A 23,705-nucleotide genomic window follows, 5' to 3' on the forward strand; every position below is an offset into this window, starting at 1 on the left:
AGGCTGACTCACACTAAGGCTGATTGATTAATGAGTGTTGGCAAACTGAGCGCGACTATTGCGCCGCGCCCAGGGGCGGCGCTTAAGGTCAAGCGGCCGTCATGTTGCTGCGCCACCGATTGCACCACGGCAAGTCCAAGCCCTGTGCCTTGGGCTTTAGTGGTAAAGAAGGGATCGCATACTTGCGCTTGAGATTTTTTATCTATGCCGCGGCCATTATCCGCCACCAATAACTGCACCCGTTTAGTAGGCTCAGTGGCATCGGGCATGACTACTAGGCGAATATCACTCGCGCCTGCTTCTAAGCTGTTATTGACGAGATTTCCAAGCGCCGATGCCATGGCATTAATGTTGACATGAATGTGGCTATCTTGCTGCACCGCCACACTGATCATGGCGCCCTGCTTAGTGACTATTGGCTCGCACCGCTCCATGACTTGCTGCATTAATGCTTCAGCGCTTATGTCTTGCGCTTGACCATTGGCTTGGCCGCGCGCCATTAGCAGCATGTCATTCACTTGACGCTCTAAATCATTAAGCCGGTCTAATAACTTATCGCTAAAGCGGCTACGCGCCTCTGCGCTTAAGCGCGCTTGCTTGAGGTTTGATGCATATAAAATGGCGGCGGTTAATGGGGTGCGTACTTGATGGGCTAAATTAGCCACCATTTTTCCGAGCGCCGATAAACGCTCAAGGTGAGATAAATTAGTTTGTAATTGCCGCGTTTCAGTGAGATCTGTGAGCACAATTAACTGCCCAGGCTCTGGCGATAACGGCGTAATGGCAAGCTTTACCCGCCGACCATCGCGCAGTGACACTTCATGGCCATCATCATCTTTGGGCGCAAATGCCCGCTCTATGATGGTCAGCCAGCGCAAGCCATCGAGCGGCAATCCCAACAAGGAATAAGCCACAGCATTGGCTTGGGTCACTATGCCAGCTTCATCCAGAATAATGATGCCAGATGGCATGGCTTGCAGAATATGATCCATGCGCGTCGACATATTGACCGCACTTTTGGTGATATAGGGCTTGGTTGGTGGGTCAATGGCGACCACAGTAGCAAGAGAATGATGAACCATATTAACCCCGTCAAAATACTTACGCTTGCAGGGATAATGCAGGCTTTGTGCCAAAAATAAAGCATTGAAATAGAAGCAAAAAAGAGACTTTCGTCTCTTTTTATGTACTGAGTATATGGATTGACGCTTAAGCCATTAGTCTTTACTTAAACCATATTTACGCATTTTTTCCACTAACGTGGTGCGGCGAATGCCGAGCATTTCCGCGGCGCGAGCCACCACATTGTCTTGCTGCTCTAAAGCTTGACGTATCATATCAATTTCAAGCTCAGCCAATAAATCCTTTAAGTTAACCCCTTCCGATGGCAGTTCACTTGGGAAGCGATGCTCAGGTAATTCAATGGGTTCTTCATCATTAAAGATGGCCGATAACACGTCGCGCTCCTGCAAGGCTTCACTGCATGCGACTTCATATTCAGGCACGTCAATATGACGATACTTAAGCGGTAAATCATTGACATCAATCAAGCCGCCAGGAAACAGTATGGTTAAACGCTCAACCAGATTCGATAATTCACGGACGTTACCTGTCCAAGCATGCTCTTTTAATGACTCGATGGCGCGCTGAGTAAATCTAACTTTACCGCGGCCTTCATTAAAGACGCGGCTCACCAACTCTTGCAGCAATAACGGAATATCTTCGGCGCGCTCAGACAAGGATGGCATTTCAATCGGAAACACATTGAGGCGATAATATAAATCTTCTCGAAAGGTCGAGTCGGTGATCATTTGTTCCAAATTTCTATGGGTCGCCGCCACCACTCGCACATTGGCTTGAATCGACTTAACGCCGCCCACACGCTCAAAGGTGCGCTCTTGCAATACCCGCAGCAGTTTTACTTGCATTTGCAGCGGCATATCACCAATTTCATCTAAGAATAAGGTGCCGCCTTCAGCTAACTCAAATCGGCCTTTACGGGCGCTAATCGCCCCAGTAAATGAGCCTTTTTCATGACCAAATAATTCACTTTCTAATAGCTCTGCCGGTATCGCGCCGCAGTTTACCGGAATAAACGGGCCATCACGGCGTTCCGATAAATAATGGATGTTACGCGCGACCACCTCTTTACCTGTGCCCGATTGTCCAAGCACTAACACGCTAGTATCCGAAGTCGCCACTTGACTGATCAAATGCCTAACGGCGGCAACGCCGTCACTGCGGCCCACCAGCGAGCGAAATAGTTTGGTTTGATTGGCGCTAGTCACAACTTCAGCGCGCTGGGATTGTACAAATAACTGACAGATATGCAGTAATTCTGTGAGCTGTGGATAGTTAAGCGGCTCATCTATCATGCCAAGGATATTACTGTGACCGCGCGTCAGACCCGCAGCATCAAACATCATTAACATCGGCTGCCAAGGAGCGGCGCTCGCATAGGCTTGCATCGCGTCAAGGGGCAGTGATTGCGGGCAAACAATGACGCCGCGAAAGCGGGTCTCTGAGGCTAATGTTGATAATTGTTCGGGCGCAATCACCTCAACTCTTTCACCGAGAAATTCGAGGATATGAGTTAAACGCTGCAGACGCTCACAAGCATTAGCAATAATTATTATTCGTTGATCTATTTGCATCATTCAGTAGGCCATCAAGCTCATGAGGATAGTCGCATTCGTTATTAATATGCTTGCTGTTACTTACCTTGGAACTATTTAATCTTAATATCTTTAGTAAGAATAGTGTATTAACAGGACGCCATTAGCAAGTGACAAATCATAATTGTCACTGATGATTCATGACGTCCATTTTAGAATAATCAGCTACCCAGCAAAATAATTGTTGCGACCTTGCTACTGTTATCACCACAGCATCCTTATTTTTAACCAATATAGACACAGAAAACCCACGCTTATACGAGCTCAGAATTAACTGATAGATGATGTTCACTATCAGGAATGGCATCCCAGCCTTCCTTAATATCGCGTAAAATGGTCATAACATCATCAATTGCTTGCAGATCATTATTGATATTGGCAAAGGTGATACGGCGCAACATAAACGCATACAGCTCGCTTAAATTATTAGCAATTTCACCACCTGCTTGCATATTAAGGCTACTATTAAGGCCATTAATAATACCTATGGCTTTACTCAGTAATATTCCCTTAGTTTGAATATCTTTATTTTCGATGGCATAACGACTTTGAGCTAGGCGCTCTAACGCACCAGCGAGCATCATCTGAATAATACGATGAGGTGATGCCGACGCTATTTCATTGTCGAGCGAAACCTTGCGATATGATTGTAATGACCCTCTCATAAACACCTACCTATTATCATCTATCGACTGATACATATTAATATGGCGCGTCGTTTGACGACCAGCATGGAGCAAGGACTGTCTGTGATCTCGCGCCTCGATTGCCCCTTGGCTAAAGGTTTGAGTCAGTTGCCATTGCTCTTGCCAAAATGAAACATCGGTTAAGGTTTCATCGGCGAGCAGCACGTCCAATATATTTTGACGCTGCAAGCTAAGCTCTTGCAATTTAGAGACCAAGTCGTCTGAATTAACATCTTCTGAAGGGGTATTAGCAAGCGCTGCTAGGGTGGCTGCCACGTCCTGATTCACTTGTGCAAGTGCTGACTGCTGGGATGTCATAGACCTATCCTTGTGTGATTTCACGCTTAATATCTTAAGTCAACTGGGAAAAATTAACGAGAGCTCACGACCCCAGGTAATGAGTTTAACCTGTCCATAATCCCAGAACCTTGAGCATTTAACCTACCGACGACTAAATCCATGGCATTAAACTGCTTAGTTAAGCGCGCTTGCAACTGGGTCATTTTACGGGCGAACGCTTCTTTTTGATCGGTTAAACGCTGTTGCTGCGAGGTATAGCTTTTGTTCTGTCCATCAATTACGCCGCCGGACTTCACATAGGTTTTCACCATAGTATCTAGCTTATTGGCAAGGCCAGTATCTTTGGTGGCGAACAAACCTTCAATGCCGCTCATGTTGGTCGCTATGCTTTTATCAAGCTTAGTGTTATCGACAGACATCTTGCCATAGCGGTCAATCCCAATACCTATGTCATACAAGGCGGTACTTTTGCCGTCCGTCGTCACTCTTTGACTGGCCATACTCCTAAGCTGAGATTCAAGTGAGCGCACCATGGAATCGCCTTGTAAGGCGGCGGCGGTTTTCTTGTCAACATCATAAGCCGAGAGCCGATTAACCTCAGTCATCAAGCTATTATAAGAATCCACAAACTCTTGAACGTTAGATTTTACCGTCGCAGTATCTAAGCTCACGGTTAGCGTGGATGTCTTATTCACATCGGCATCGGTTAATTTGACGCTCACGCCAGTAATGGCACTTGATAGGGTATTAGACGCTGAATCTAAACGCTGGTTATCTATGTAAACAATGGCATTTTTCGCAGGCTGTAACTCGCTTTGATTCACGCCATTAAACATGTCATTAAGACCTGTGCCTGTGGTATCCGTGGCTGTCACTGTCATGGCATTTGCAAGGCCCGTCTCTTTACTGCTAAAGACTAAACGCGAGCCGCCATTGGTGGTCACCACAGAGGCGCTCACCCCCACATTATCACTGGCAGTGTTAATAGTTGTTGCTATATCATTGAGATCGTTTGTCGCCGCAATATTGACACTAAACTGTTTACCCGCCACACCAAAGGTCAGCGAACCTTCGCCAACGGTTGAGCTCGCGCTCGTGGTAAAAGCGCCACCAACCTTATGCGCCGCCGCCAATTGTTCGACCTTGATGCTATAACTGCCTGATTGCGCAAATTTATCGGCGCTCGCCGTAAAGTAAGTGCTGTTACCGGTAGAGACAGTACGCGGATTTAGGTTCTTACCATCTTGCAGCTTAGCCAACGCATCTTGGAAGGTCGATAAGGCGCTCTTAAGCTTGCCTATCGCCGACACTTTAGCTTTGATTTGATCTTCAGCTTTATTAAACGCAGCCTCTTTGGGCAGTTTTTCAGCATCAACCAATACTTTGACAATGTTATTAATGTCTAGGCCTGAGCCTAATCCCGTTGCCGTGAGCGCCATAACTACCTCTGAAAAAATAAAGCCTGAGCGAGTCTCAGGCTTCGGTTTTCATCAGCAATCCGGTGACATCAGACAGTTTCTGAGCCAGCTCCAGCGCTTCTTCACTGGGGATTTGCCGAATGATATTACCGGAATCTACATCCATCACACTCACTACAGAGCGACCAGACGTATCATCAACCTTAAAAGCTAAGCCCTTACGCATCATAGACATCATGGAGGTCATATCCTCGACCACCTTATCTAATGCCTCTGAGTTATCGCGAGCTTTCTCTTTGGCTGATGCCTCTGAGTCAGCTTGCTCTTCTTTCTTAGGCAAATTCTGTACCAAATTAGAAGGTTGCGTTTTATTTTCTGCAGTGACAGACATTGAACGACTCGGATGCGGCCCTTTATCTTGCGCCGGTATCACGGTTGAAGTTGCTATATTGATATCCATAGCCATTTCTCACCTTATCCACAAATTAACATGCCTACTGAGTTCACACGTCGAAAACAGCAAAGGGCCTTCATGAGAAGCGCCCTTGCATTACCGACCTTGAGCGCTATTAGAGTAATGACAAGGCAATCTGCGGCATCTGATTTGCTTGGGCTAACATGGCAGAGCCTGTTTGTTGCAGTACTTGGCTCTTGGTCATGGCCGAAGTTTCTTTGGCAAAGTCCACGTCCACAATCCGGCTTCTTGCATCAGCTACGTTAGACTGAGTGTTGGCACTGTTATTAATGTTATGGCTTAGACGGTTTTGAATCGCACCAAGCTCAGCACGCTGAGTGTCAATGGTCTTAATCGCGGCATCAATTCTAGTTAAGGCACTGGTTTGCCCTGCTGAAGAGGCGACTGACAACGAATTGACAGATAAAGAGCCTGCTGTGGTAGTGGTCACTTTAACAGTGATATCTTCATCATTTTGGTGACCTACTTGGAAGGTCTTGCCGGCTGAAAAATCGCCATTGAGCAACTTAGTGCTACCGAAGGCTGTAGTATTACCGATAGCGGTAATTTCAGTGGCTAACTGAGTAATTTCCTCTTGGATAGACACTAAGTCATCGGTACTGTTGGCACCGTTGTTGGCTTGAATGGTCAAGTCACGCATCCGCTGCAGCATGTTAGTTTGCTCTTGCATGGCGCCTTCAGAAATCTGAGCAATGGAGATAGCATCATTAGCGTTACGCATACCGACATCTAAGCCGCGCACTTGGCTGTTTAAGCGGTCTGAAATGGCAAGACCCGCAGCATCATCCTTAGCGCTGTTGATACGTAAACCGCTCGATAAACGCTCCATCGAAGTGGCCAATGCGCTATTTGAAATATTCAGGTTTTTTTGTGCCTTCATCGAAGTTACGTTGGTGTTTACTGTAATAGCCATAATTAATTTCCTCTTTACCTGGCTGCCAAACTTGCCTGTCTTGCTTGTTAAGCCAGGCGGGTCATCACTCATTACACTTACTGTAACGGCGGCGGTTTGGCGAACTTTAGCGAAAAAATCAAAAATGACGAACGAAAAAAATAAGTAGTTGTTATAAAACAAAAAAGACGCGACAACCGCGTCTTTTTTAGTTTGACAATCCCTTAGCCAAGTAAGGAAATGGCAATTTGTGGCAACTGATTGGCCTGCGCTAACATGGCAGAGCCCGTTTGTTGCAATACCTGATTCTTGGTCATGGTTGAGGTTTCTTTGGCAAAGTCCACGTCCACAATCCGGCTTCTCGCATCGGCAACGTTAGCTTGAGTGTTAGCACTGTTAGCTATGTTATGGGCCAAGCGGTTTTGAATCGCGCCGAGATCAGCGCGCTGCGTGTCCACTGACTTAATGGCGGCATCGATTTTAGTCAGAGCACTGGTTTGCCCTGCCGAGCTTTTAACATCAACCCCAGCCACAGACAGGGTGGCAGAGTTGTTTTCTTTCACCTTAATTTGAATGTCTTCATCATTTTGATGACCTACTTGGAAGGTCTTGCCCGTTGAAAAATCGCCAGTCATCAATTTAGTATTACCAAAGGCTGTGGTGTTACCAATCGCGGTAATTTCAGCGATGAGCTGAGTGACCTCTTCTTGAATCGATTGCAAGTCGTCAGAACTGTTGGCACCGTTGTTGGCCTGAATGGTCAAGTCTCGCATCCGCTGCAGCATGTTGGTCTGCTCTTGCATGGCGCCTTCAGAGATTTGGGCAATGGAGATAGCATCATTAGCGTTACGCATACCCATATCTAAACCGCGCACTTGGCTGTTTAGTCGGTCAGAAATCGCCAGACCCGCCGCATCATCTTTGGCGCTGTTGATTTTCAAACCGCTAGATAAGCGTTCCATGGAGGTTGCCAAACCAGAGTTCGACATATTCAGGTTTTTCTGAGCCTTCATGGAAGTCACGTTAGTATTGACTACGATTGGCATGTTGAGTTCCTCTTCCTAGTTTAACCGCCAAGGCTCATAAGCTTGGCCAATTTCAGTTGTTTCTTGCTGGTAGAAAGGCTTCATACTTGTTGCTAAATAAAGTCAAACAAGGACACCGAACCCACTCTGCCAAACACATTCGAGACCGCATCTAACGCCGCTTGTTGCTGAGTAAACTCACTAAACGCCGATGCGTAATCCAAATCTTCCAACACTGAGAGCGCGCTAGTATTCACTAATTGCTCATCCACATGTTGACCGCGGTAGCTCGTCAGTTGCTTAAGTGAATTTCCTGCTTCACCTTGGGCAACACTCAATTGTGCCAATCCGTTGTCAGTATTTTGCAATAGCTGTGCCAACTGCGCAGTTCCTGCTGGAGTATTCACGGCATCTGTGGTCAATAAACTGATGGCTTGATTAAAGGTGTCGAGCAGGCTCACCTGGGATTGCGGCGTCAAAGTTAGGCTATCCCCAGCCTTAGGCGTGCCGCCAAACTGCACTTCAATACCGTTGAAATTCACAGGGTTAGTAGTGTCAACATTAGTGACTGTCGTCACTAATGTGTTGGCAGAATTGCGCACTTCGAGATCAAGCCCAGTGCCGCCCGCTATAAAGTTAAAGGTGTAATCGTCAGCCACATACGTCGCTTGGTTAATGATGTTTGCCTGCTTCACCCGAGTGTCGCCAGTTAAGGACGGCGAATAGTTGACGCTAAAATCTCCCAAGGCATTAGCGGCATTCATAAAGGCCTTATCACCGCTGATGTTGGTGGCTATGCTGCTATTTTTGGCGACTATGGATTGGCGCGCGCCATCATCGCCGCTATAAATAGCATTGCCATTGTTATCAAGCGCAAACGGCGGTGTATCGGTTTGAAAGCCGCCGAAAATATAATTGCCGGATTCATCTTGGCTATTGGCAATATTGATTAACTCATCAAGACTGGCACGCATATCATCGGCAAGGGTTTGCCGCTCATTCAAGCCCAAGGTGCCATTGACTGCCCTTAGCATCTGCTCACGCATATTGATGCCAATACTTTGGGCATTACCTAATTTGGTTTCAGCAAAGGATAAGCGCTGGGTGGCGTAATCTATGTTCTTCATAAACTGGCCCACTAAGGCATTTTGCTGCTTCAGATTATCTATGCCTATGGCTGCCACTGGATCATCGCCAGCGGTATTGACCTTTTTGCCTGTGCTTAAATTGGCCAAAAGCTCAGCGGTACTGCCTTGCTTTTGCAGCACGCTATTAAGATTTTGTTGGTAAAACTGCGAGGTTGAAATACGCATCTATCCCCCTTAACGCACTGAGCTGAGTAAGCTGTCAAAAATTTGCTGGGCTGTGGTCATAATTCGCGCCGCCGCTTGATAAGATTGCTGAAAACGGATGAGATTGGCCGCCTCCTCATCAAGATTGACGCCCGACTCACTTTCCACTCTATCTTTGGCCTGCTTATAAATGGCTTCGGCCGAGCCTAATTTGACATCGGCGGCTTTCGCTTGACTGCCAACATCTAACTTAGTGTTCTCAAACACATCCATTAAGGTGCTCTTGCCATTGTTCATCAGCTTGTTATCAGCAAGCTTGGCCATGGCCTCGATATTGGTGTTATCGCCGCTATTACTGCTGAAATCTAAGGTGAAAGTGTCTGTGGCGGCGCCGCTTGAAGTTACGTCAAGGGTAAAACCAAAGGCTGAGATACTTGGCGGCGTATAAGCAAACGTACCTAATGACGCACCATTACTATCAAACGCTTGATAAGTACTAGCGCCAGTATTGATAGTGAGCGTGAGTTTATTGGCCGTAGTGGGAAAATTGGCCGCATTGCTGTTAGTCACTGAGGTTAACTTAAGCTCTGTGGTGCCAGAATTGGTCTCAGCGCCAACCATTTTTGGGGATGCCGCCGCGATACCTTTAGGGTCAGTCATCACTATGGCAATGCCAGCGCCCGCGCCAGCGCTTGGGCGCAAGGTAAAACTGTCACCATCCGCCATAGCGCCGCTGGTGATATTAAGGCTAAAGCCAAGGCCGCCGCTTAGGACGCCCCCCGCTAAGGTTAAACTTGTCGTGGCGCCGGACGCTGTATCGCGCAGTTGATAACCACCCGCTGTGGTGTAATTAAGCTGATACTCAGTGCCAGCCAATTGATTAATATCATCTATGGTCAGAGTTAACGCCGCCGTGCCGGTATTGCCAGTATCGACGCCCACGCGTCCCACCGACATTAACGGGTCGTTAATATCTCTAAAAATTGGCGCGCCTACTTGACCACTTTGATCTAATCCTTGCGCTTGCTGCTGATTGAAACTGGCGGCTATGCCTAAGGCTAGCTGGCCGACTTCACGGGCTGCGGGCAATAGACTGTTATCGCGATAATTAAATAAGGCGCCTAACTGCCCGCCAATATTCTCGCCTTTCACCGCAATCGACTGACCACCAGAGCTGGCATTAAGGCGCAACTCTTCTGCAAATGGACTGCCCTGCTCTGTGCCTAGGGTCATAGGCACTTGATTTGACACTAGCATGATACTGCCGCCGAGCATCACACTCTTGGCGCCAGTTTCTAGCGGGATAACACTCACCTGCGCAAACTGACTTAATTCTTGAAACAAGGCATCTTGATGATCAAGCAGCGCCGTATCTTGGCCGCCGGACTTCATCAACTCGCGATTAATATTGGCAAGCTCAACCCCAATTTGATTGACTCGCTCAGTAATCGCCACTATTTGATCATTGGTTTGCTGCAGTTGACCATTTAAGGTCGATTGCAACTGATTAATCGCCTTAGCGACTTCACCAGCATTATTAAGCACTGAGCCGCGCAGACCTAAATCGGCCGGTAAATCAGCTAAACCATTAAGATCGGCAAACAGTTGATTCAAGCTATTAGGAATGGCCTTGCCGATTTGCGAGAACAATTGATCTAGTTCGCTCAACTTTTTATCTTGGGTTTGCGCCGCGCTTAAACTGCTTTGACCTATACGCAATTCACGCTCGGCAAAGTCATTGTAAATACGCTTAACGTCAGACACATAAGTGCCGGTGCCATAAAAATTACCGCCAATGCGCTGCGTCCCTAAGGTATCTTGCTGCGCCACTTGCCTGTGATAGCCCTTGGTATTGACGTTAGTAATGTTATTACTGGTAACGCCTAGCTGTGATTGCGATGCCATCACCCCTGTGCGGGCAAGATTGAGTAAATCCACGCTCATCGCTGACTCCTTGACATGTTAGTCATGGCTTATTGGCCTTCTGCTGGAATTAAGGCCTTAACCGCTTCCATGACTCGCAGCACTTTGCGCGCGTATTGCGGGTCGGTGGCATAACCTGCTTGTGCCAAGGAGCGAATAAAAGCTTGGGGGGAAGCGGCTTGTGCACGCGCGCCTTGGTAGCGTTCGTTGTTTTCAATTAAGCCGACAAAATCATCAAAACTTTGTTTAATACCGTCATAGACCCGAAAATTGGCCGATTGCTTCACGGCTTGGCCGCGCTCATATTCCAGCGTCAATACTTGGGCTTTTTGCCCAGACCAGCGGCCATCGGCCTTAATATTGAAATAGTTATGACTGGGTTCACCATTTGGGGTCTTCACCATTTTTTGACCCCAACCGGTTTCTAGCGCCGATTGCGCCAATAACACTTCTGGGGTAGTGCCAAGTTGCTTGGCGGCGGCCACTGCATGGGGGTAAAGCTGCTTCACAAAATGGCTAGGGGTTGAAGGCGATGCGCCCTGCGGCGCTATTACCGCCATCGGCGAGCGCCATTCAGTATCAAGCTGATCACTTTGCGCCTTAGCGCGCGTATGGTTGAGCGGCTTAGCGATGGCAGCCAAGTCATTCGCACTTAAGAGCTTATCGAGTTCGCGCTTGAGGGTGTCAGTGGCGCTGCTATCTGAACTGCAAATTGGCGCGGCGCGGCTATCAAGGGAAACTGCATCAATTTTGTAGGGAGTAAATCCTGTCGTGTGGATTGAGGCCGTGGAATTCACTTGTCCATGGGTGCCGCTTGGCAAGCTAGCATCGGCAATCATTCGCCCCTGAGCGCCCGTAAGGGCCGATGCCGGAGTAATGCCTGCGCCATCTGCACTTAATTGCTGCACCATCATGTCAGCTAAGCCTAAATTGCCTTGATTACCGAGTTCTGCGGCCATTTGTTGATCGCGCATTTGCTCGTAAAATTTAGTGTATTCACTGTTAAATGGGCTGTCGGATTCAAACACGGCATTGGCGGCGCGCATGCTTTGCATGAGCATTTGAACGAAGATACCTTCAAACTGGGCGGCCACCTCTTTCAAGGCGGCCTTATCGTCTTTTTGAGCGCGGGATCTTAGCTGATCTAAGCTGGCGAGATCCAAATAGTGACTTGAGTTAGCGAGCTTTTCCATAAGACACAGTGACAATAATCAGATGATGATAAGCTCTCCATGCAAGGCGCCTGCCATCTTTAACGCTTCTAATATCGCCAATACATCAGAGGGCGCTGCGCCCACTAAATTGACCGCCCGCACTAACTCATCCAAGGTGGTACCTGGGTTAAATAAGAACATGCGATTGTTTTCTTCCGACACATCTATGGTGCTTTCAGGCGTGACCACAGTCTCCCCATTAGCAAAAGCATTGGGCTGCGACACATTTAATGATTCGGCAATCGTGACAGTTAAGCCGCCATGGGTGACCGCCGCCGGCAATAAGCGCACGTTTTGGCCCACCACGATAGTGCCGGTGCGCGAATTGACAATAATTTTAGCGACTTCAACGGCTGACTCCACTTCAATATTTTCTAACGTCGATAAGAAGGACACGCGCTGCGATACATCCCGCGGCGCGGTGACTTGCACCGATGATGCGTCCAGCGGGCGCGCCATATCCGGTCCCAGTAAATCATTAATGCTTTGCGCCAAGCGCTTGGCGGTGGTGAAATCTGGGCGGCGCAAATTAAAGGTGAGATAATCGCCGCTGGAAAATGGCGTTTCGACGGTGCGCTCGACTGTGGCGCCATTAGGAATGCGACCAACGGTTGGGGTATTTTGAATCACCTTAGAGCCATCTAAGCCTTCGGCGCTAAAACCACTGACCACTAAACTGCCTTGAGCTATCGCATAGACATTACCATCCACCCCTTTCAAAAAGGTTTGCAGCAAGGTGCCACCGCGTAAACTCTTGGCTTCACCAACGCTTGAGACTGTAATGTCCATGGTTTGGCCGGGCTTAATAAAGGCCGGCATTTCAGCGCTCACGGCAACCACGGCCACGTTTTTAATTTTAGGGCGGGCATTATCGGGTAAATTAATGCCGAAGTTTTTAAGCATGGTTTTAAAGGTTTGTTCGGTGTAACTGGTTTTTTCACCTGTCCCAGGTAAACCAACCACCAGCCCATAGCCTATGAGTTGGTTAGAGCGCACCCCTTGAATATTGGCAATATCCTTAATGCGCTCGGCATGAACGGGCAGCGCCACCGAAACGAGTGAAAAACTTAATAAGCCTAAGCTTAAAACTCGTAAGCTCCATGATGTGAGATTGGTAACACACTGCGACAGACTGTTCATGATGCATTCCTTAGAAAGGCCACCAGCTACTCATAAAGAAACTGCTTAACCAGCCAACCTTTTGCGCTTCCGCAAAGGTGCCGGTACCACTGTATTGAATTCTGGCATTGGCCACACGATTAGAGGCTATGGTGTTATCTGGGCTGATATCTTGCGGGCGCACTATGCCGGTAACGCGAATGAACTCATCACCATTATTAATACTGATCCATTTTTCGCCGCGGATGACTAAATAGCCATTGCTCAGCACTTGCATCACGTTGGCAGAAATGTTGCCCGATAAACTGTTACTTTGATCGGCCGCCGATTCCCTACTGGTGTTAAAACTATCGTTATAAGCTAAATCAAGAGGTTTACCATTAATGGTGACATTGCCCCCCATGACTTTCAGCGGGTCGATACTCAAATCTGAGCTCTTACTAATCTCGTTATTGGCACTCTTTTTGGCCTGAGTCGATTCAGCCAACACCACAGTAATGATGTCACCGACTCTAAGGGCGCGAATATCAGAGAACAGGCTGTTGGCCTGACTCTCTTGATAAATAGAGCCAGTCGCCACTACTTTAGTCGGCGCCGATTCAGGATAGACAGGGGCGTAAAATGGGTCATCGGCAATGGGTTTATCACCGGTGGCGGCGCATCCGGTAACAACCAAGATGGCTAGGATAGATATTGAGCTGCGCATCAGCCTACCTCACAGATTTTGAGTCACGTAACTAAGCATTTGATCAACCGCCGAAATCACCTTGGAGTTCATCTCATAAATCCGCTGACTCTCAATTAAATTAACTAACTCTTCGGTGACATTGACGTTTGAGGTTTCAAGCGCCCCTTGGCGTATTGTGCCTAAGCCATCTAACGAGGCCGTGCCTTGAATAGGTGTACCGCTCGCCCCAGTTTCTAGATACATGTTCTGACCTATTGGGTCGAGGCCGGATGGGTTAATAAAGTCTGAAACACTAAACTGGCCTACCACCTGATTTTCAGCATTACCTGGGGTTTTAACTGACACTTCGCCTTCAGCAGACACAGTAATAGATAAGGCATCATCCGGAATTGTGATCGGGGGTTGCAGCACATAGCCAGAACCTGGGGTCACTATTTGGCCATTTTCATCCAAGTTAAATTGACCATTGCGGGTATAAGCTGTGGTGCCATCTGGCAGAGCAACTTCAAAAAAACCAGGGCCTTCTATCATCATGTCCAAAGAATTATCTGTGGTGAGCATATTGCCTTGGGTAAACTCTTTTTGAGTGGCCACCACTTTAGTTCCCGCGCCTATGTTTAAGCCGTTGGGCAACTTAGTATTGGCCGCACTAATGCCGCCCGGTTGATTGACGGTTTGATACAAGAGATCTTCAAATACGGCGCGGCTTTTCTTGTAACCTATGGTGCTAGCGTTAGCGACATTGTTAGAAATAGTGGCAATATCGGTTTGCTGAGCATCAAGCCCGGTCTTACTAATCCATAGTGCTGGATGCATATCCTCTACTCCTAACTAATGCGCATTAATGCGGTGGAGGCGCGATTGATTTCTTCGCCGGTTTTCATCATTTTTACCTGCATTTCAAATTGACGTTGCAAGTCGATAAGCGACACCATTTCATGGACGGCATTGACATTACTGCCTTCAACGGCGCCCGCTTGAACTAACACGGCTTCATCCACAGGCGCTATCTCGCCCGACATTTGCCGAAATAAGCCATCTTCACCCCGCATCAGATTTTTCTCATCCGGGTTAACTAACTTAAGGCGCCCGACTTCTTCGATAACATTGGCCGCCGCCCCTTGGGGTCTGACAGAAATAGTGCCATCGGTGGCAATTTGGACTTTTTCTATAGGGATGGGCAGTACAATCGGCCCGCCATCGCCCATGACAGGATTACCGCGATCATTACGCAGTAAACCAGATTCATCTATGTGTAAGCTGGCAGAACGGGTATAAGCTTCACTGCCGTCAGCCGCTTGCACCGCAAACCAGCCCTTATCCTTGATAGCGACATCTAAATCACGGCCGGTAGTGCGAATACTGCCAGGGGTAAAATCGGCGGCAGGATTTTCTGTCATGGCAAACACCCGAGTTGGTAAGCCATGGCCAAAGGCTTGCATTGAGCGCGCTTGCTCGATGTCGGCTTTAAAACCGTCGGTATTGGCGTTGGCTAGGTTGTTAGCGCGAATGGCCAACGAATGCATATTCTGCTTGGCTCCACTCATGGCGATATAAATGAACTTATCCATGCTGCTCCGTCAATCTTTCTACTGGCGTCTGAATACAGGATAAGAAAGCAAGCTCTGTGCCATCTATCCCGTGCGCCGCCTTGTAGTGGTACGGTGAATTTGGCCACCTAGTTAGAGGTGATATCATCACCTCATAAGTTAACAGGTGACACTATGAAAAAACGTACAAGAAGACTGTTTAGTGCAGAATTTAAACTCGAATCTGCACAACTAGTACTAGACCAAAATTACTCAATTGTTGAAGCCGCTCAAGCTATGAATGTGGGCAAATCAACTATGGATAAGTGGGTTCGGCAATTAAGAGAAGAGCGACAAGGTAAGCAACCTAAAGCATCACCTATATCACCAGAACAAATTGAAATTCGAGAGTTAAAAAAGCAACTAGCTCGCCTCCAGGAGCACAACGAAATATTAAAAAAAGCCACAGCTCTGTTGATGTCGGACTCACTGAACAATTCTTAATAATTGAGAAACTCAGGCAGAGCTACAGCATAAAAACATTATGTGAAGTGTTCAGTATTCATCGTAGTAGTTACAAGTATTGGAGAAAACGGCCAACAACCATAAACGCAGATAAAGTAAAGCTTCGAAGTTTAGTTAGCGAAGTACACACTGCAAGTAACGGCTCGGCAGGTGCTAGAACGATTGCAGATATGGTTAGCCAGCAAGGTATCTCGCTAAGCCGTTATCGCGCCACTAAGTTGATGAAGGAGCTTGGTATAGTTAGCTGTCAGGTACCTAAGCACAAATACCGAAAAGCGACACTAGAACACATTGAAATCCCTAATCACCTAGGTCGACAATTCGCTGTCACTGCTCCGAATGAAGTTTGGGTTGGTGATGTCACCTACGGTGTGCCCGGAGTTCAGCACTAGCATGGAATGCTTTAACGAACCACGAGTCTATCTGAAATACATGAACACTACGGTAGGAGCTACATTGTTTATGGCACTATCTGGTTGTGCAGATAGTTGAGTCTGAGCGGCAGTGACTTATCGTATGCTGATAAGGTGATGTAACTCGCTGACAACGGGGAGTGAGGCGAATTCGTTAAGCCAAGATGCTCCTCTAGACTAAGTATTGGACGGATGAAGAACATGAACCGGTTAACCCGCATCTATGGGCTGAAACGTCGCCATTGCCTACACGAATTAACAGGCAATATGGTGCTGCAATAGTGCTAAACGTATGGGCACTATTGCCGAATTAATGAGTAATAAATATGTACTTATTAATGGATAAACGTTAAATCACAATTCTGCGTTTAAGCATCATCACCTTACAGTACGATAAGGTCAAAGACTGCGATCGGCATCCACCCCAATATGTTTGAGTTCAGGTAGATAAACCGGGGAAGGTTTGTTTTGAATGCTAAGGGAGCATGACCCTGATGACAAACAAGCTGGCGGAGTGTTCGTAGTAGTCTGAGATGGGGAAAGCCCATTACATGGCGAAGGGACACAGTTTAATTGATTTGCGTCAGCAAATTACCTGACCTTAATGAGGTGAAGACCTTTGATAATCAGCGAACAGCAACGTAAATTAGCAACATGGACAGCAACCGATAAAACGCGTCGCGTTAATCGACTGCTGCGCCTTATCAGTCACCCGCATTGGCTTCGCCAAGCGGCTGAAGTAACGCTTTCTTCAAAAGGTGCTAAAACGCCTGGTGTTGATGGAATAACAAAGATTCATATACAGGCTTATTTGGCTGGTTATCTTGATGAGATCAGAGATGATCTGCTGTCAGGTAACTATCAACCGATGCCTGCTAGACGGATCTATATTCCCAAGGCCAATGGAAAGCTACGTCCTTTAGGTATACCAACGCTTAGGGATAGAATAGTTCAACGTGCCATGCTCATGGCAATGGAGCCGATATGGGAAAATGATTTTCATTCGTTGTCCTATGGCTTTAGACCAGAGCGCAGTGTCCATCACGCCATTCGCACGGTTAAACTACAAATGACCGAATCCAATGAGCCTCGAGGTCGCTGGATAATTGAAGGAGACTTATCAAGCTATTTTGATACAGTTCACCATCGATTATTGATGAAATGTGTTCGTAAACGGATCAACTGCCGTCGATTTAATGATTTGCTTTGGCGCTTCATTAAAGCTGGACACATTGAACGTAACCTATTTTGTGCAACAAGCGAAGGCGTACCACAAGGTGGTGTAATTTCTCCGTTATTGTCAAACATAATGCTTAATGAGTTCGATCAATATTTGGATAAATGTTACTTGAGCAAGAAAGCCCGTAAAGACCGCTGGTACTGGAACCACAGTATCAAAATCAAGCGAAAACCTGCGGTTGAGGAAAACAGACAGTGGAAACCTGCCGTTGCTTATTGCCGTTATGCTGATGACTTTCTAGTGATTGTCAAAGGCAATAAACAACAAGCAGAGGCAATTCGTGACCAATGTCGACACTTCCTAGAAGGTAAGCTGCAACTCACGTTAAATATGGATAAAACTCATATTACACATGTGAATGACGGTTTTATATTTCTCGGACATAGGATCATTCGAAAGCGTGGACCTAAGGGAAATATGCGAGTGGTGACTGGTATTCCAAACGGTAAAGCCAAAGCATTTTCTCATTCATTGAGTCAGGCTTTATCAGGGGATCATAGCTGTAGCAAGATAGACAAAGTGGAACAACTCAATCGCAAACTTAAGGGTTGGGCACAATTTTATCGACATACTGATTACACCGCGAAAGTTTACAGCAAAATTGATCGTATTATTTTCTGGAAACTCGCTAAGTGGTTGGCTAGAAAATATCGTTGTTCTATTAAATCGTTAATGATGACATGGATCAAACGTCCAACACCAAATCAGGCAATGACATGGGTGTTATTTGGTAAAAGCAATCGTGGAAATTTATGTGGCGCGTCACTATTTAGATTAGTGAGTAGCCCTAAATTACCCTTTAGATGGCGATCACCAGAAGCAAACTCCTACCTCAGAGATGAAATTAGAAATACTGTCATGTCTCGCTATAGCGATGTTGCCATGGCTGTTAGCCACAATTAAGCGGAGAGCCGTATGCGCTGAAAGGTGCACGTACGGTTCGGAGAGGAGAAGCAGAGAAATAGTTCGACTACGCTCTGCCTCTTACTCTACTGTGGGCTGGTAACCGCTGGATGTACTTAGCTGTTGTGATTGATCTATTCGCTCGTAAAGTCATTGGGTGGGCTATGTCATTATCACCAGATAGCCGTTTAACGGGCAAAGCGCTTTCGATGGCCTATGAAGGTCGAGGTAAACCTAAAGATGTTATGTTCCATAGCGATCAAGGGACTCACTATACAAGCAGAAGATATCGGCAATTATTATGGAGATACCAGCTCAAACAAAGTTTATCTCGACGTGGGAATTGTTGGGATAATAGTCCAATGGAACGCTTTTTTAGGAGCCTTAAGACAGAATGGATACCAACGACAGGGTACCGTAACTTTGCAGAAGCTCAGCAAGAAATTACACGATACATAATTGGATATTATTGTCAGCTTCGCCCACATCAATATAACGGCGGACTGACACCCAATGAATCAGAACGATTGTTCTGGTTAAGCTCTAAAACTGTGGCCAATATTAGTTGACCACTACACCTTTAGCGTAGCAATGGCAACTAAGCATGGGTTGTCACTTAAGCTTGCTGGCAGATTGGGGTTGTAACTGAATTGACGTAGGTGTTTAAGGGGCGGCTGAGGATTCAGGATTGAGGGGTAACTGATTGGAAACCATAGACCAGAAGTGCAATGCGCGGCCTAATAAGGCGCGCGCATTGCTACTAACTATTATTAACTAACCATTGTTAGTTAACGTATCTGCAATACGGTTTGCTGCAAGGTGTTATTCACTTCAAGGGTGCGCGAGTTAGCCTGGAAGTTTCGCTGCGCCGAGATTAAATCCACTAATTCAGTGGTTAAATCTACGTTGGATTGCTCAAGCGCCGATGAGCGAATATCGCCAAAGGTGCCAGATTTAGCCTCCCCCGCTAATGCCGGGCCTGAGTCTAAACTTGCCTTCCACGAAGTATTGCCTGCTTGAGTTAAGCCTTGCTCATTAGCAAAGCGTGCTAACGCTACCCGAGCTAACGGCACAGTCGAGCCGTTAGAGTAACTGGCTGTCACTAGGCCATCGCTGCCCACTTCAACGTTAGTTAAGCGGCCGACCGTAGTGCCGTCTTGCGTCAACTCTGTCACTTCAAAGGGTGAGGCAAATTGAGTCGGACTATTAAATTTAACTGTTAACGCTTGCGTGCCATCGGCGCCAGCGCCCAGTACGCCAGCGCCATTGACGCCCAGCTCTTCAGTGGCAATAGTGGCAGGAGAGCTGCCGGTATACACACCCGTATCATTAAATTTAACTACCGCACCTTTCCAACCGCCCGCGTTAGTTGCCGACGCTGCAGTATCAGGCGTGCCGTCGGCATTGGTATCCGTTTGATAGGTGCCAGCGGCGCCAGAGACATCTACTTGCTGGCCATCTACCGCATAAAAGGCTACCCAGTTACTTTCGCCGGTATAGGCGCCATTTTCTGGTCGCACAAAATAACTGGTCATAATGTGTGGCTCCCCCAATGAATCATAAAAAGTCACTGAGGTAGAGTTATTAAAAGTATCAGGATCGTTTGGGTCAAATAGCGATGGTTTTTTAACATCTTCGCCCGCGTTCAAATTCATCTGTATGCCGACTTCCGCCGTTTTTACTGGGCTACCGGCCGTATCTGGAATTTTCACTTGCGCTGTGGTGGTTAAGCTTACTGAGGTTGAATTACCGTCTTTATCCACTGGAAACGCTTGCAAGAAATTACCGGCGGCATCGGTTAAAAAATTACCTGAGTCAATTTTAAAGGCGCCAGCGCGAGTATAAGCAAAGTCTTGGTTACCTAAGCCAGTTGACGTCACAAAAAAACCGCCGCCACTAATGGCCATATCAAGGGCGTTACTGGTGAACTTTAAACTGCCTTGATGAAATTGCTGCGCCACTTGAGTGGTAGTCACGCCGCCACCGACTGCAGTTTTACCGCTAGAGAAAATCGAGTTGGCATAGACATCGGCAAACTCGGCGCGCGACTCTTTAAAACCTACGGTATTGACGTTTGCCACGTTGTTCGCTGTGGTATTAAGATCTTTCTGGGCGGCAGCGATACCACTAAGTGCAATATTAAATGACATAGTAAACCTCTACTTCAACTCGACTTGGCGGCAAGGCTTTGCCGCCGCGGCATTATTTGTTTTCAGCAACGGCAAGTACGTCACCGAGTTTCACTCCGCCAATTCCTTTAAGATTCAGAATGGCCCCCGTAGTTGCATTACCCAGTGACACACTGGTCACATGGGCATAACTCGATACTGGTAATGCTTGTGACTTACCATCAAGCTTACCGCTCGCTTTAAACACATAATTGCCCGCAGCGACTAACTCGCCTTTGCTATTTTTGCCATCCCAACCGAAGTCGACATTACCACCCGCGCTGCCATCCACCGCAAAGGTAGTGATTAGCTGACCCTTTTGATCTTCAACCCGCACCATGATGTCTTTAATAGGTTGGGGGGTAGTGACTACCGCATTAACATTAGGATCTTCGGCGCTCACATGGGTGGTGGCTGATGGGATCAACACCTTTTGCCCAACTAAACCAGACGCTTGCAACGCTTGGCTGGACGTCATCACACTATTAAGCGTTACAATTTCAGCATTGAGCTTGGCAATGCCATCCACGGTTGAAAACGAGGCCATCTGCGCAATCATCTGATCATTACCCACAGGCTTAAATGGGTCTTGCATGGATAACTGTTGACTCAGCAAGGCAAAGAAATCCGCTTGTGTCAGTTCTTGGCCTTTAGGTTCAGGGGTCTTAGCATCTTCAGGTAAACGAATGCCGTCTAAAAACGGATTGGTCGTCACTGTCGTATTTTTGCTAATAGCCGAACCTAGGTTAGATTGGCTATTTGCCGGTAAGGGGCCGGTACCCAATGGATTAACCAGGTTCACGACTTACCTCCTATTATTTACCGATACGCAGTGTCTGCTGCAGCATAGACTTGGCGGCATCCGCCACTTGCACATTCATTTGATACGAGCGCGAAGAGGAAATCATGTCCGCCATTTGCTCCATGACATTGACATTGGGCTTATAAATAAAGCCATCGGCGTCAGCCATAGGATGTGTGGGAGAATATTCCTTTTGCAGTAACTCATCACTTTCCACTATGCCCTTAACCACGACACCTTGGCCATGTTGCTGCTGATGGCTCGCTTTGGCCATAGCGGCTTCAAATACCGGATAACGGGCGCGATAGGTTTTATCTTGGCTACTGGACACGGCATCGGCGTTGGCAATATTACTCGCCGTGGTATTCATCCGAATCGATTGCGCCGTCATGCCGCTACCTGAAACATCAAAAATATTAAATAAGCTCATGATTAATTACCTTTTAATGCTTTTGTTAGGCCACTAAACTTACTGTCGAGAAATCCTAATGACATTTGATATTCCAGCGAGTTTTGCATAAACGCTGTTTGTTCATGCTGAATATCCACGGTATTGCCATCCCCAGTGTCGGCTTGATTAGGATTGCGATACTTAAGTTCAGGCGCCAATTTAGATTGCAAATCAAAGTGGTTGTCGTGGCTTTGGCTCATGGGCAGGCGCATAGTGGCAGTCGATTGTGTACCCGTGGCCGCTTGCATCGCCATGGCAAAATCAACATCTCTGGCCTTATAGCCTGGAGTATCTGAGTTTGCTATGTTGCTAGCTATCACTTCAGCCCGCTGCGCGCGCACACCGATAGTGTACTGATGCACGCCTAATGCTTTATCGAAACTGATCGCCATAATTTTGCCTCCCCACTTTGTTAGCAAACATATAGCAATTGATGTGCCAGAACAGAAATGACGGCAGCAAATTTACTAAATCAATGGGTTAGCTGAGTTAAAAGCAAAAAACCACAGGATTAGCTGTAATGCCGATCAGTTAAGACAGATCGCTTGACGATCTCACTGAAAGGATCAAAATCCGATGACCCCATGTCATCGGATTTTTTTATGCAACTTTCAGAAGCTTTGGCGCGTACTCATATCAATCGCCATACCGAATTCACCTGTCTGGCCGATGTGCTTGAGCCAGATTTAATTCAGTCGTGCCTTGATTCACATGGTGTTGCCAGTTTACGGCGACGTAAGTTACCTATGGATGCCATGATTTGGGCGGTGATTGGTATGGCTCTGTTCAGAGGCGAGTCCGTCCGCTCTCTCATCAATAAGCTTGATATCGTCTTACCTCAAGAGGTGGATTACGTGGCTCGCAGCGCTGTCACGCAAGCGCGCAAGCGCCTGGGCTCTGACGTTGTTCAGGATGTGTTTAAGCGAAGCGCCAAGACTTGGCATGAGAGAGCAGAGCATCCTCATTGGTGTGGACTCAACCTCTACGGTGTCGATGGTGTCGTGTGGCGAACACCTGATAGTGAGCAAAACAACCAGGCCTTTGCCAAAACCGCCAATGCTGCTGGTGATGCTGCCTATCCTCAAATTCGTATGGTTTGCATGATGGAATTAAGCAGTCACTTGGTATTGAACAGCGCCTTTGATTCTGTTGCTGTCAGTGAAATGAATTTAGCCGCCGAACTGATATCCAGCATACCCAATAACAGCCTGACGCTGTTTGACAGAGGCTTCTATTCGTTGGGGCTTTTGCACGCCTGGCAACAGGCTCAACCTAACAGCCACTGGCTGCTGCCGTTGAAGAAAGGGACACAATATGAAGTGGTACGCTCTTTAGGAAAACACGACCAACTGGTGCAGTTAACCACCACACCTCAAGCCAGAAAGAAGTGGCCTATGCTGCCTGACAATATTGAAGCTCGCTTACTGACGAAGACGGTAAAAGGTAAGTTGGTTTCAATTTTGACCTCATTAACTGACCCCTTGCGTTATCCGGGGGCCGAGATAGTGGATTTATATGCCCATCGATGGGAGATAGAAGTGGGCTATCGGGAGATGAAGCAGCATCTGCTGGAGAGTCGCTTTACGTTACGCAGTCAATTGCCAGAGCTGGTTATCCAAGAATTGTGGGGGGTACTGTTGGCCTATAACCTCATCAGATACAAGATGGTGTTGATGGCTAAAAGCTTACCGTCGTTACATCCGAACCAATTGAGCTTTAGAGATGCGTCGAGTTATATCATTTTAAAACTGACTCAGCTGTCATCTCAAACGCGAGGGAATGTCCCGAGAGATGTCTTGGACATAGTGCGTAATGCGAGACAGTTCAAGCTTGATGGGAAACGGGATAGGGCCTATCCACGTGCGTTAAAAATGAGTAAAAACAAGTATCCCATTAAGCCTAAGAAAAATGCCGTTCACACTAAGTGAACGGCATTACAGGATTAGCTGTGGTTTTTAGTCAAGTAT

Annotated in this window: 21 protein-coding genes and 2 pseudogenes; 4 read left to right on the forward strand and 19 right to left on the reverse strand. The window is 47.1% G+C overall.

All coding sequences use genetic code 11. The features are described 5' to 3' along the window. Window positions 1–8: 8 nt before the first annotated feature. The 15 genes from FJQ87_RS14305 to flgF form a co-directional block, all read right to left on the reverse strand. Window positions 9–1,082 (reverse strand): ATP-binding protein, encoded by a 1,074-nt coding sequence (locus tag FJQ87_RS14305; RefSeq protein ID WP_140933188.1) that lies wholly within the window; start codon window positions 1,080–1,082, stop codon window positions 9–11. 135 nt (window positions 1,083–1,217) lie between these two features. After that, window positions 1,218–2,657, reverse strand: coding sequence for a sigma-54 dependent transcriptional regulator (locus FJQ87_RS14310; protein WP_140933189.1), 1,440 nt, complete (start codon window positions 2,655–2,657; stop codon window positions 1,218–1,220). 272 nt (window positions 2,658–2,929) lie between these two features. Further along, window positions 2,930–3,340: a flagellar export chaperone FliS gene (gene fliS / locus FJQ87_RS14315; RefSeq protein WP_140933190.1), complete on the reverse strand. Its 411-nt coding sequence runs from the start codon at window positions 3,338–3,340 to the stop codon at window positions 2,930–2,932. 6 nt (window positions 3,341–3,346) lie between these two features. Further along, entirely contained in the window at window positions 3,347–3,679 is a 333-nt protein-coding gene (locus tag FJQ87_RS14320; protein WP_140933191.1) for a flagella biosynthesis chaperone for FliD, FliT, read from the reverse strand. A 53-nt stretch (window positions 3,680–3,732) separates the two neighbouring features. Continuing rightward, complete coding sequence (gene fliD / locus FJQ87_RS14325; RefSeq protein WP_140933192.1) at window positions 3,733–5,100, reverse strand: flagellar filament capping protein FliD; 1,368 nt, start codon at window positions 5,098–5,100, stop codon at window positions 3,733–3,735. Window positions 5,101–5,134: 34 nt separating this feature from the next. After that, the gene (locus tag FJQ87_RS14330; protein ID WP_140933193.1) at window positions 5,135–5,539 is read right to left on the reverse strand and encodes a flagellar protein FlaG; all 405 of its coding nucleotides are present in this window, start codon (window positions 5,537–5,539) and stop codon (window positions 5,135–5,137) included. Between the two features lie 109 nt (window positions 5,540–5,648). Then, a complete protein-coding gene (locus tag FJQ87_RS14335) occupies window positions 5,649–6,467 on the reverse strand; it encodes a flagellin (RefSeq protein ID WP_140933194.1) in 819 nt (272 codons plus the stop codon). Window positions 6,468–6,670: 203 nt separating this feature from the next. Then, entirely contained in the window at window positions 6,671–7,492 is an 822-nt protein-coding gene (locus tag FJQ87_RS14340) for a flagellin (protein ID WP_140933195.1), read from the reverse strand. Window positions 7,493–7,584: 92 nt separating this feature from the next. Beyond that, window positions 7,585–8,784, reverse strand: a complete 1,200-nt coding sequence (gene flgL, locus FJQ87_RS14345) for a flagellar hook-associated protein FlgL (RefSeq protein WP_140933196.1) — start codon at window positions 8,782–8,784, stop codon at window positions 7,585–7,587. A 9-nt stretch (window positions 8,785–8,793) separates the two neighbouring features. Next, window positions 8,794–10,707 carry a flagellar hook-associated protein FlgK gene (gene flgK / locus FJQ87_RS14350; protein ID WP_140933197.1) on the reverse strand — a complete coding sequence of 638 codons (1,914 nt, stop codon included), beginning with the start codon at window positions 10,705–10,707 and terminating at the stop codon, window positions 8,794–8,796. Between the two features lie 29 nt (window positions 10,708–10,736). Then, window positions 10,737–11,879, reverse strand: coding sequence for a flagellar assembly peptidoglycan hydrolase FlgJ (gene flgJ, locus FJQ87_RS14355; protein ID WP_140933198.1), 1,143 nt, complete (start codon window positions 11,877–11,879; stop codon window positions 10,737–10,739). A gap of 18 nt (window positions 11,880–11,897) precedes the next feature. Further along, window positions 11,898–13,040 carry a flagellar basal body P-ring protein FlgI gene (locus FJQ87_RS14360; RefSeq protein ID WP_140933199.1) on the reverse strand — a complete coding sequence of 381 codons (1,143 nt, stop codon included), beginning with the start codon at window positions 13,038–13,040 and terminating at the stop codon, window positions 11,898–11,900. Window positions 13,041–13,050: 10 nt separating this feature from the next. Next, a complete protein-coding gene (gene flgH / locus FJQ87_RS14365; RefSeq protein WP_140933200.1) occupies window positions 13,051–13,725 on the reverse strand; it encodes a flagellar basal body L-ring protein FlgH in 675 nt (224 codons plus the stop codon). 9 nt (window positions 13,726–13,734) lie between these two features. Next, window positions 13,735–14,523, reverse strand: coding sequence for a flagellar basal-body rod protein FlgG (flgG, locus tag FJQ87_RS14370; protein WP_140933201.1), 789 nt, complete (start codon window positions 14,521–14,523; stop codon window positions 13,735–13,737). Window positions 14,524–14,534: 11 nt separating this feature from the next. Beyond that, window positions 14,535–15,278 (reverse strand): flagellar basal-body rod protein FlgF, encoded by a 744-nt coding sequence (flgF, locus tag FJQ87_RS14375; RefSeq protein WP_140933202.1) that lies wholly within the window; start codon window positions 15,276–15,278, stop codon window positions 14,535–14,537. A 153-nt stretch (window positions 15,279–15,431) separates the two neighbouring features. On the opposite strand from flgF, the pseudogene FJQ87_RS14380 reads away from it, so the two are divergent. From FJQ87_RS14380 to FJQ87_RS14390, 3 genes and pseudogenes are all read left to right on the forward strand, one after another. Further along, window positions 15,432–16,129: pseudogene (locus FJQ87_RS14380) on the forward strand (IS3 family transposase); the annotation flags it as partial. 664 nt (window positions 16,130–16,793) lie between these two features. Next, window positions 16,794–18,317: a group II intron reverse transcriptase/maturase gene (gene ltrA, locus FJQ87_RS14385; protein ID WP_140933203.1), complete on the forward strand. Its 1,524-nt coding sequence runs from the start codon at window positions 16,794–16,796 to the stop codon at window positions 18,315–18,317. 80 nt (window positions 18,318–18,397) lie between these two features. Next, window positions 18,398–18,886: pseudogene (locus tag FJQ87_RS14390) on the forward strand (IS3 family transposase); the annotation flags it as partial. Window positions 18,887–19,105: 219 nt separating this feature from the next. On the opposite strand, the gene flgE reads toward FJQ87_RS14390, so the two are convergent. Genes flgE through flgB form a run of 4 tightly spaced genes read right to left on the reverse strand, consistent with a single transcriptional unit; the run spans window position 19,106 to window position 22,130 of the window. Further along, window positions 19,106–20,467 (reverse strand): flagellar hook protein FlgE, encoded by a 1,362-nt coding sequence (gene flgE, locus FJQ87_RS14395; protein ID WP_140933204.1) that lies wholly within the window; start codon window positions 20,465–20,467, stop codon window positions 19,106–19,108. A 52-nt stretch (window positions 20,468–20,519) separates the two neighbouring features. Continuing rightward, the gene (locus FJQ87_RS14400) at window positions 20,520–21,281 is read right to left on the reverse strand and encodes a flagellar hook assembly protein FlgD (RefSeq protein WP_240778931.1); all 762 of its coding nucleotides are present in this window, start codon (window positions 21,279–21,281) and stop codon (window positions 20,520–20,522) included. A gap of 19 nt (window positions 21,282–21,300) precedes the next feature. After that, window positions 21,301–21,717: a flagellar basal body rod protein FlgC gene (gene flgC, locus FJQ87_RS14405; protein WP_140933206.1), complete on the reverse strand. Its 417-nt coding sequence runs from the start codon at window positions 21,715–21,717 to the stop codon at window positions 21,301–21,303. Between the two features lie 2 nt (window positions 21,718–21,719). Continuing rightward, window positions 21,720–22,130: a flagellar basal body rod protein FlgB gene (gene flgB / locus FJQ87_RS14410; protein WP_140933207.1), complete on the reverse strand. Its 411-nt coding sequence runs from the start codon at window positions 22,128–22,130 to the stop codon at window positions 21,720–21,722. Between the two features lie 210 nt (window positions 22,131–22,340). On the opposite strand from flgB, the gene FJQ87_RS14415 reads away from it, so the two are divergent. Continuing rightward, the gene (locus tag FJQ87_RS14415; RefSeq protein ID WP_140934043.1) at window positions 22,341–23,666 is read left to right on the forward strand and encodes an IS4 family transposase; all 1,326 of its coding nucleotides are present in this window, start codon (window positions 22,341–22,343) and stop codon (window positions 23,664–23,666) included. Window positions 23,667–23,705: the final 39 nt, after the last annotated feature.

It is taken from the genome of Shewanella sp. SNU WT4 (genome assembly GCF_006494715.1).
GTDB lineage: Bacteria > Pseudomonadota > Gammaproteobacteria > Enterobacterales > Shewanellaceae > Shewanella.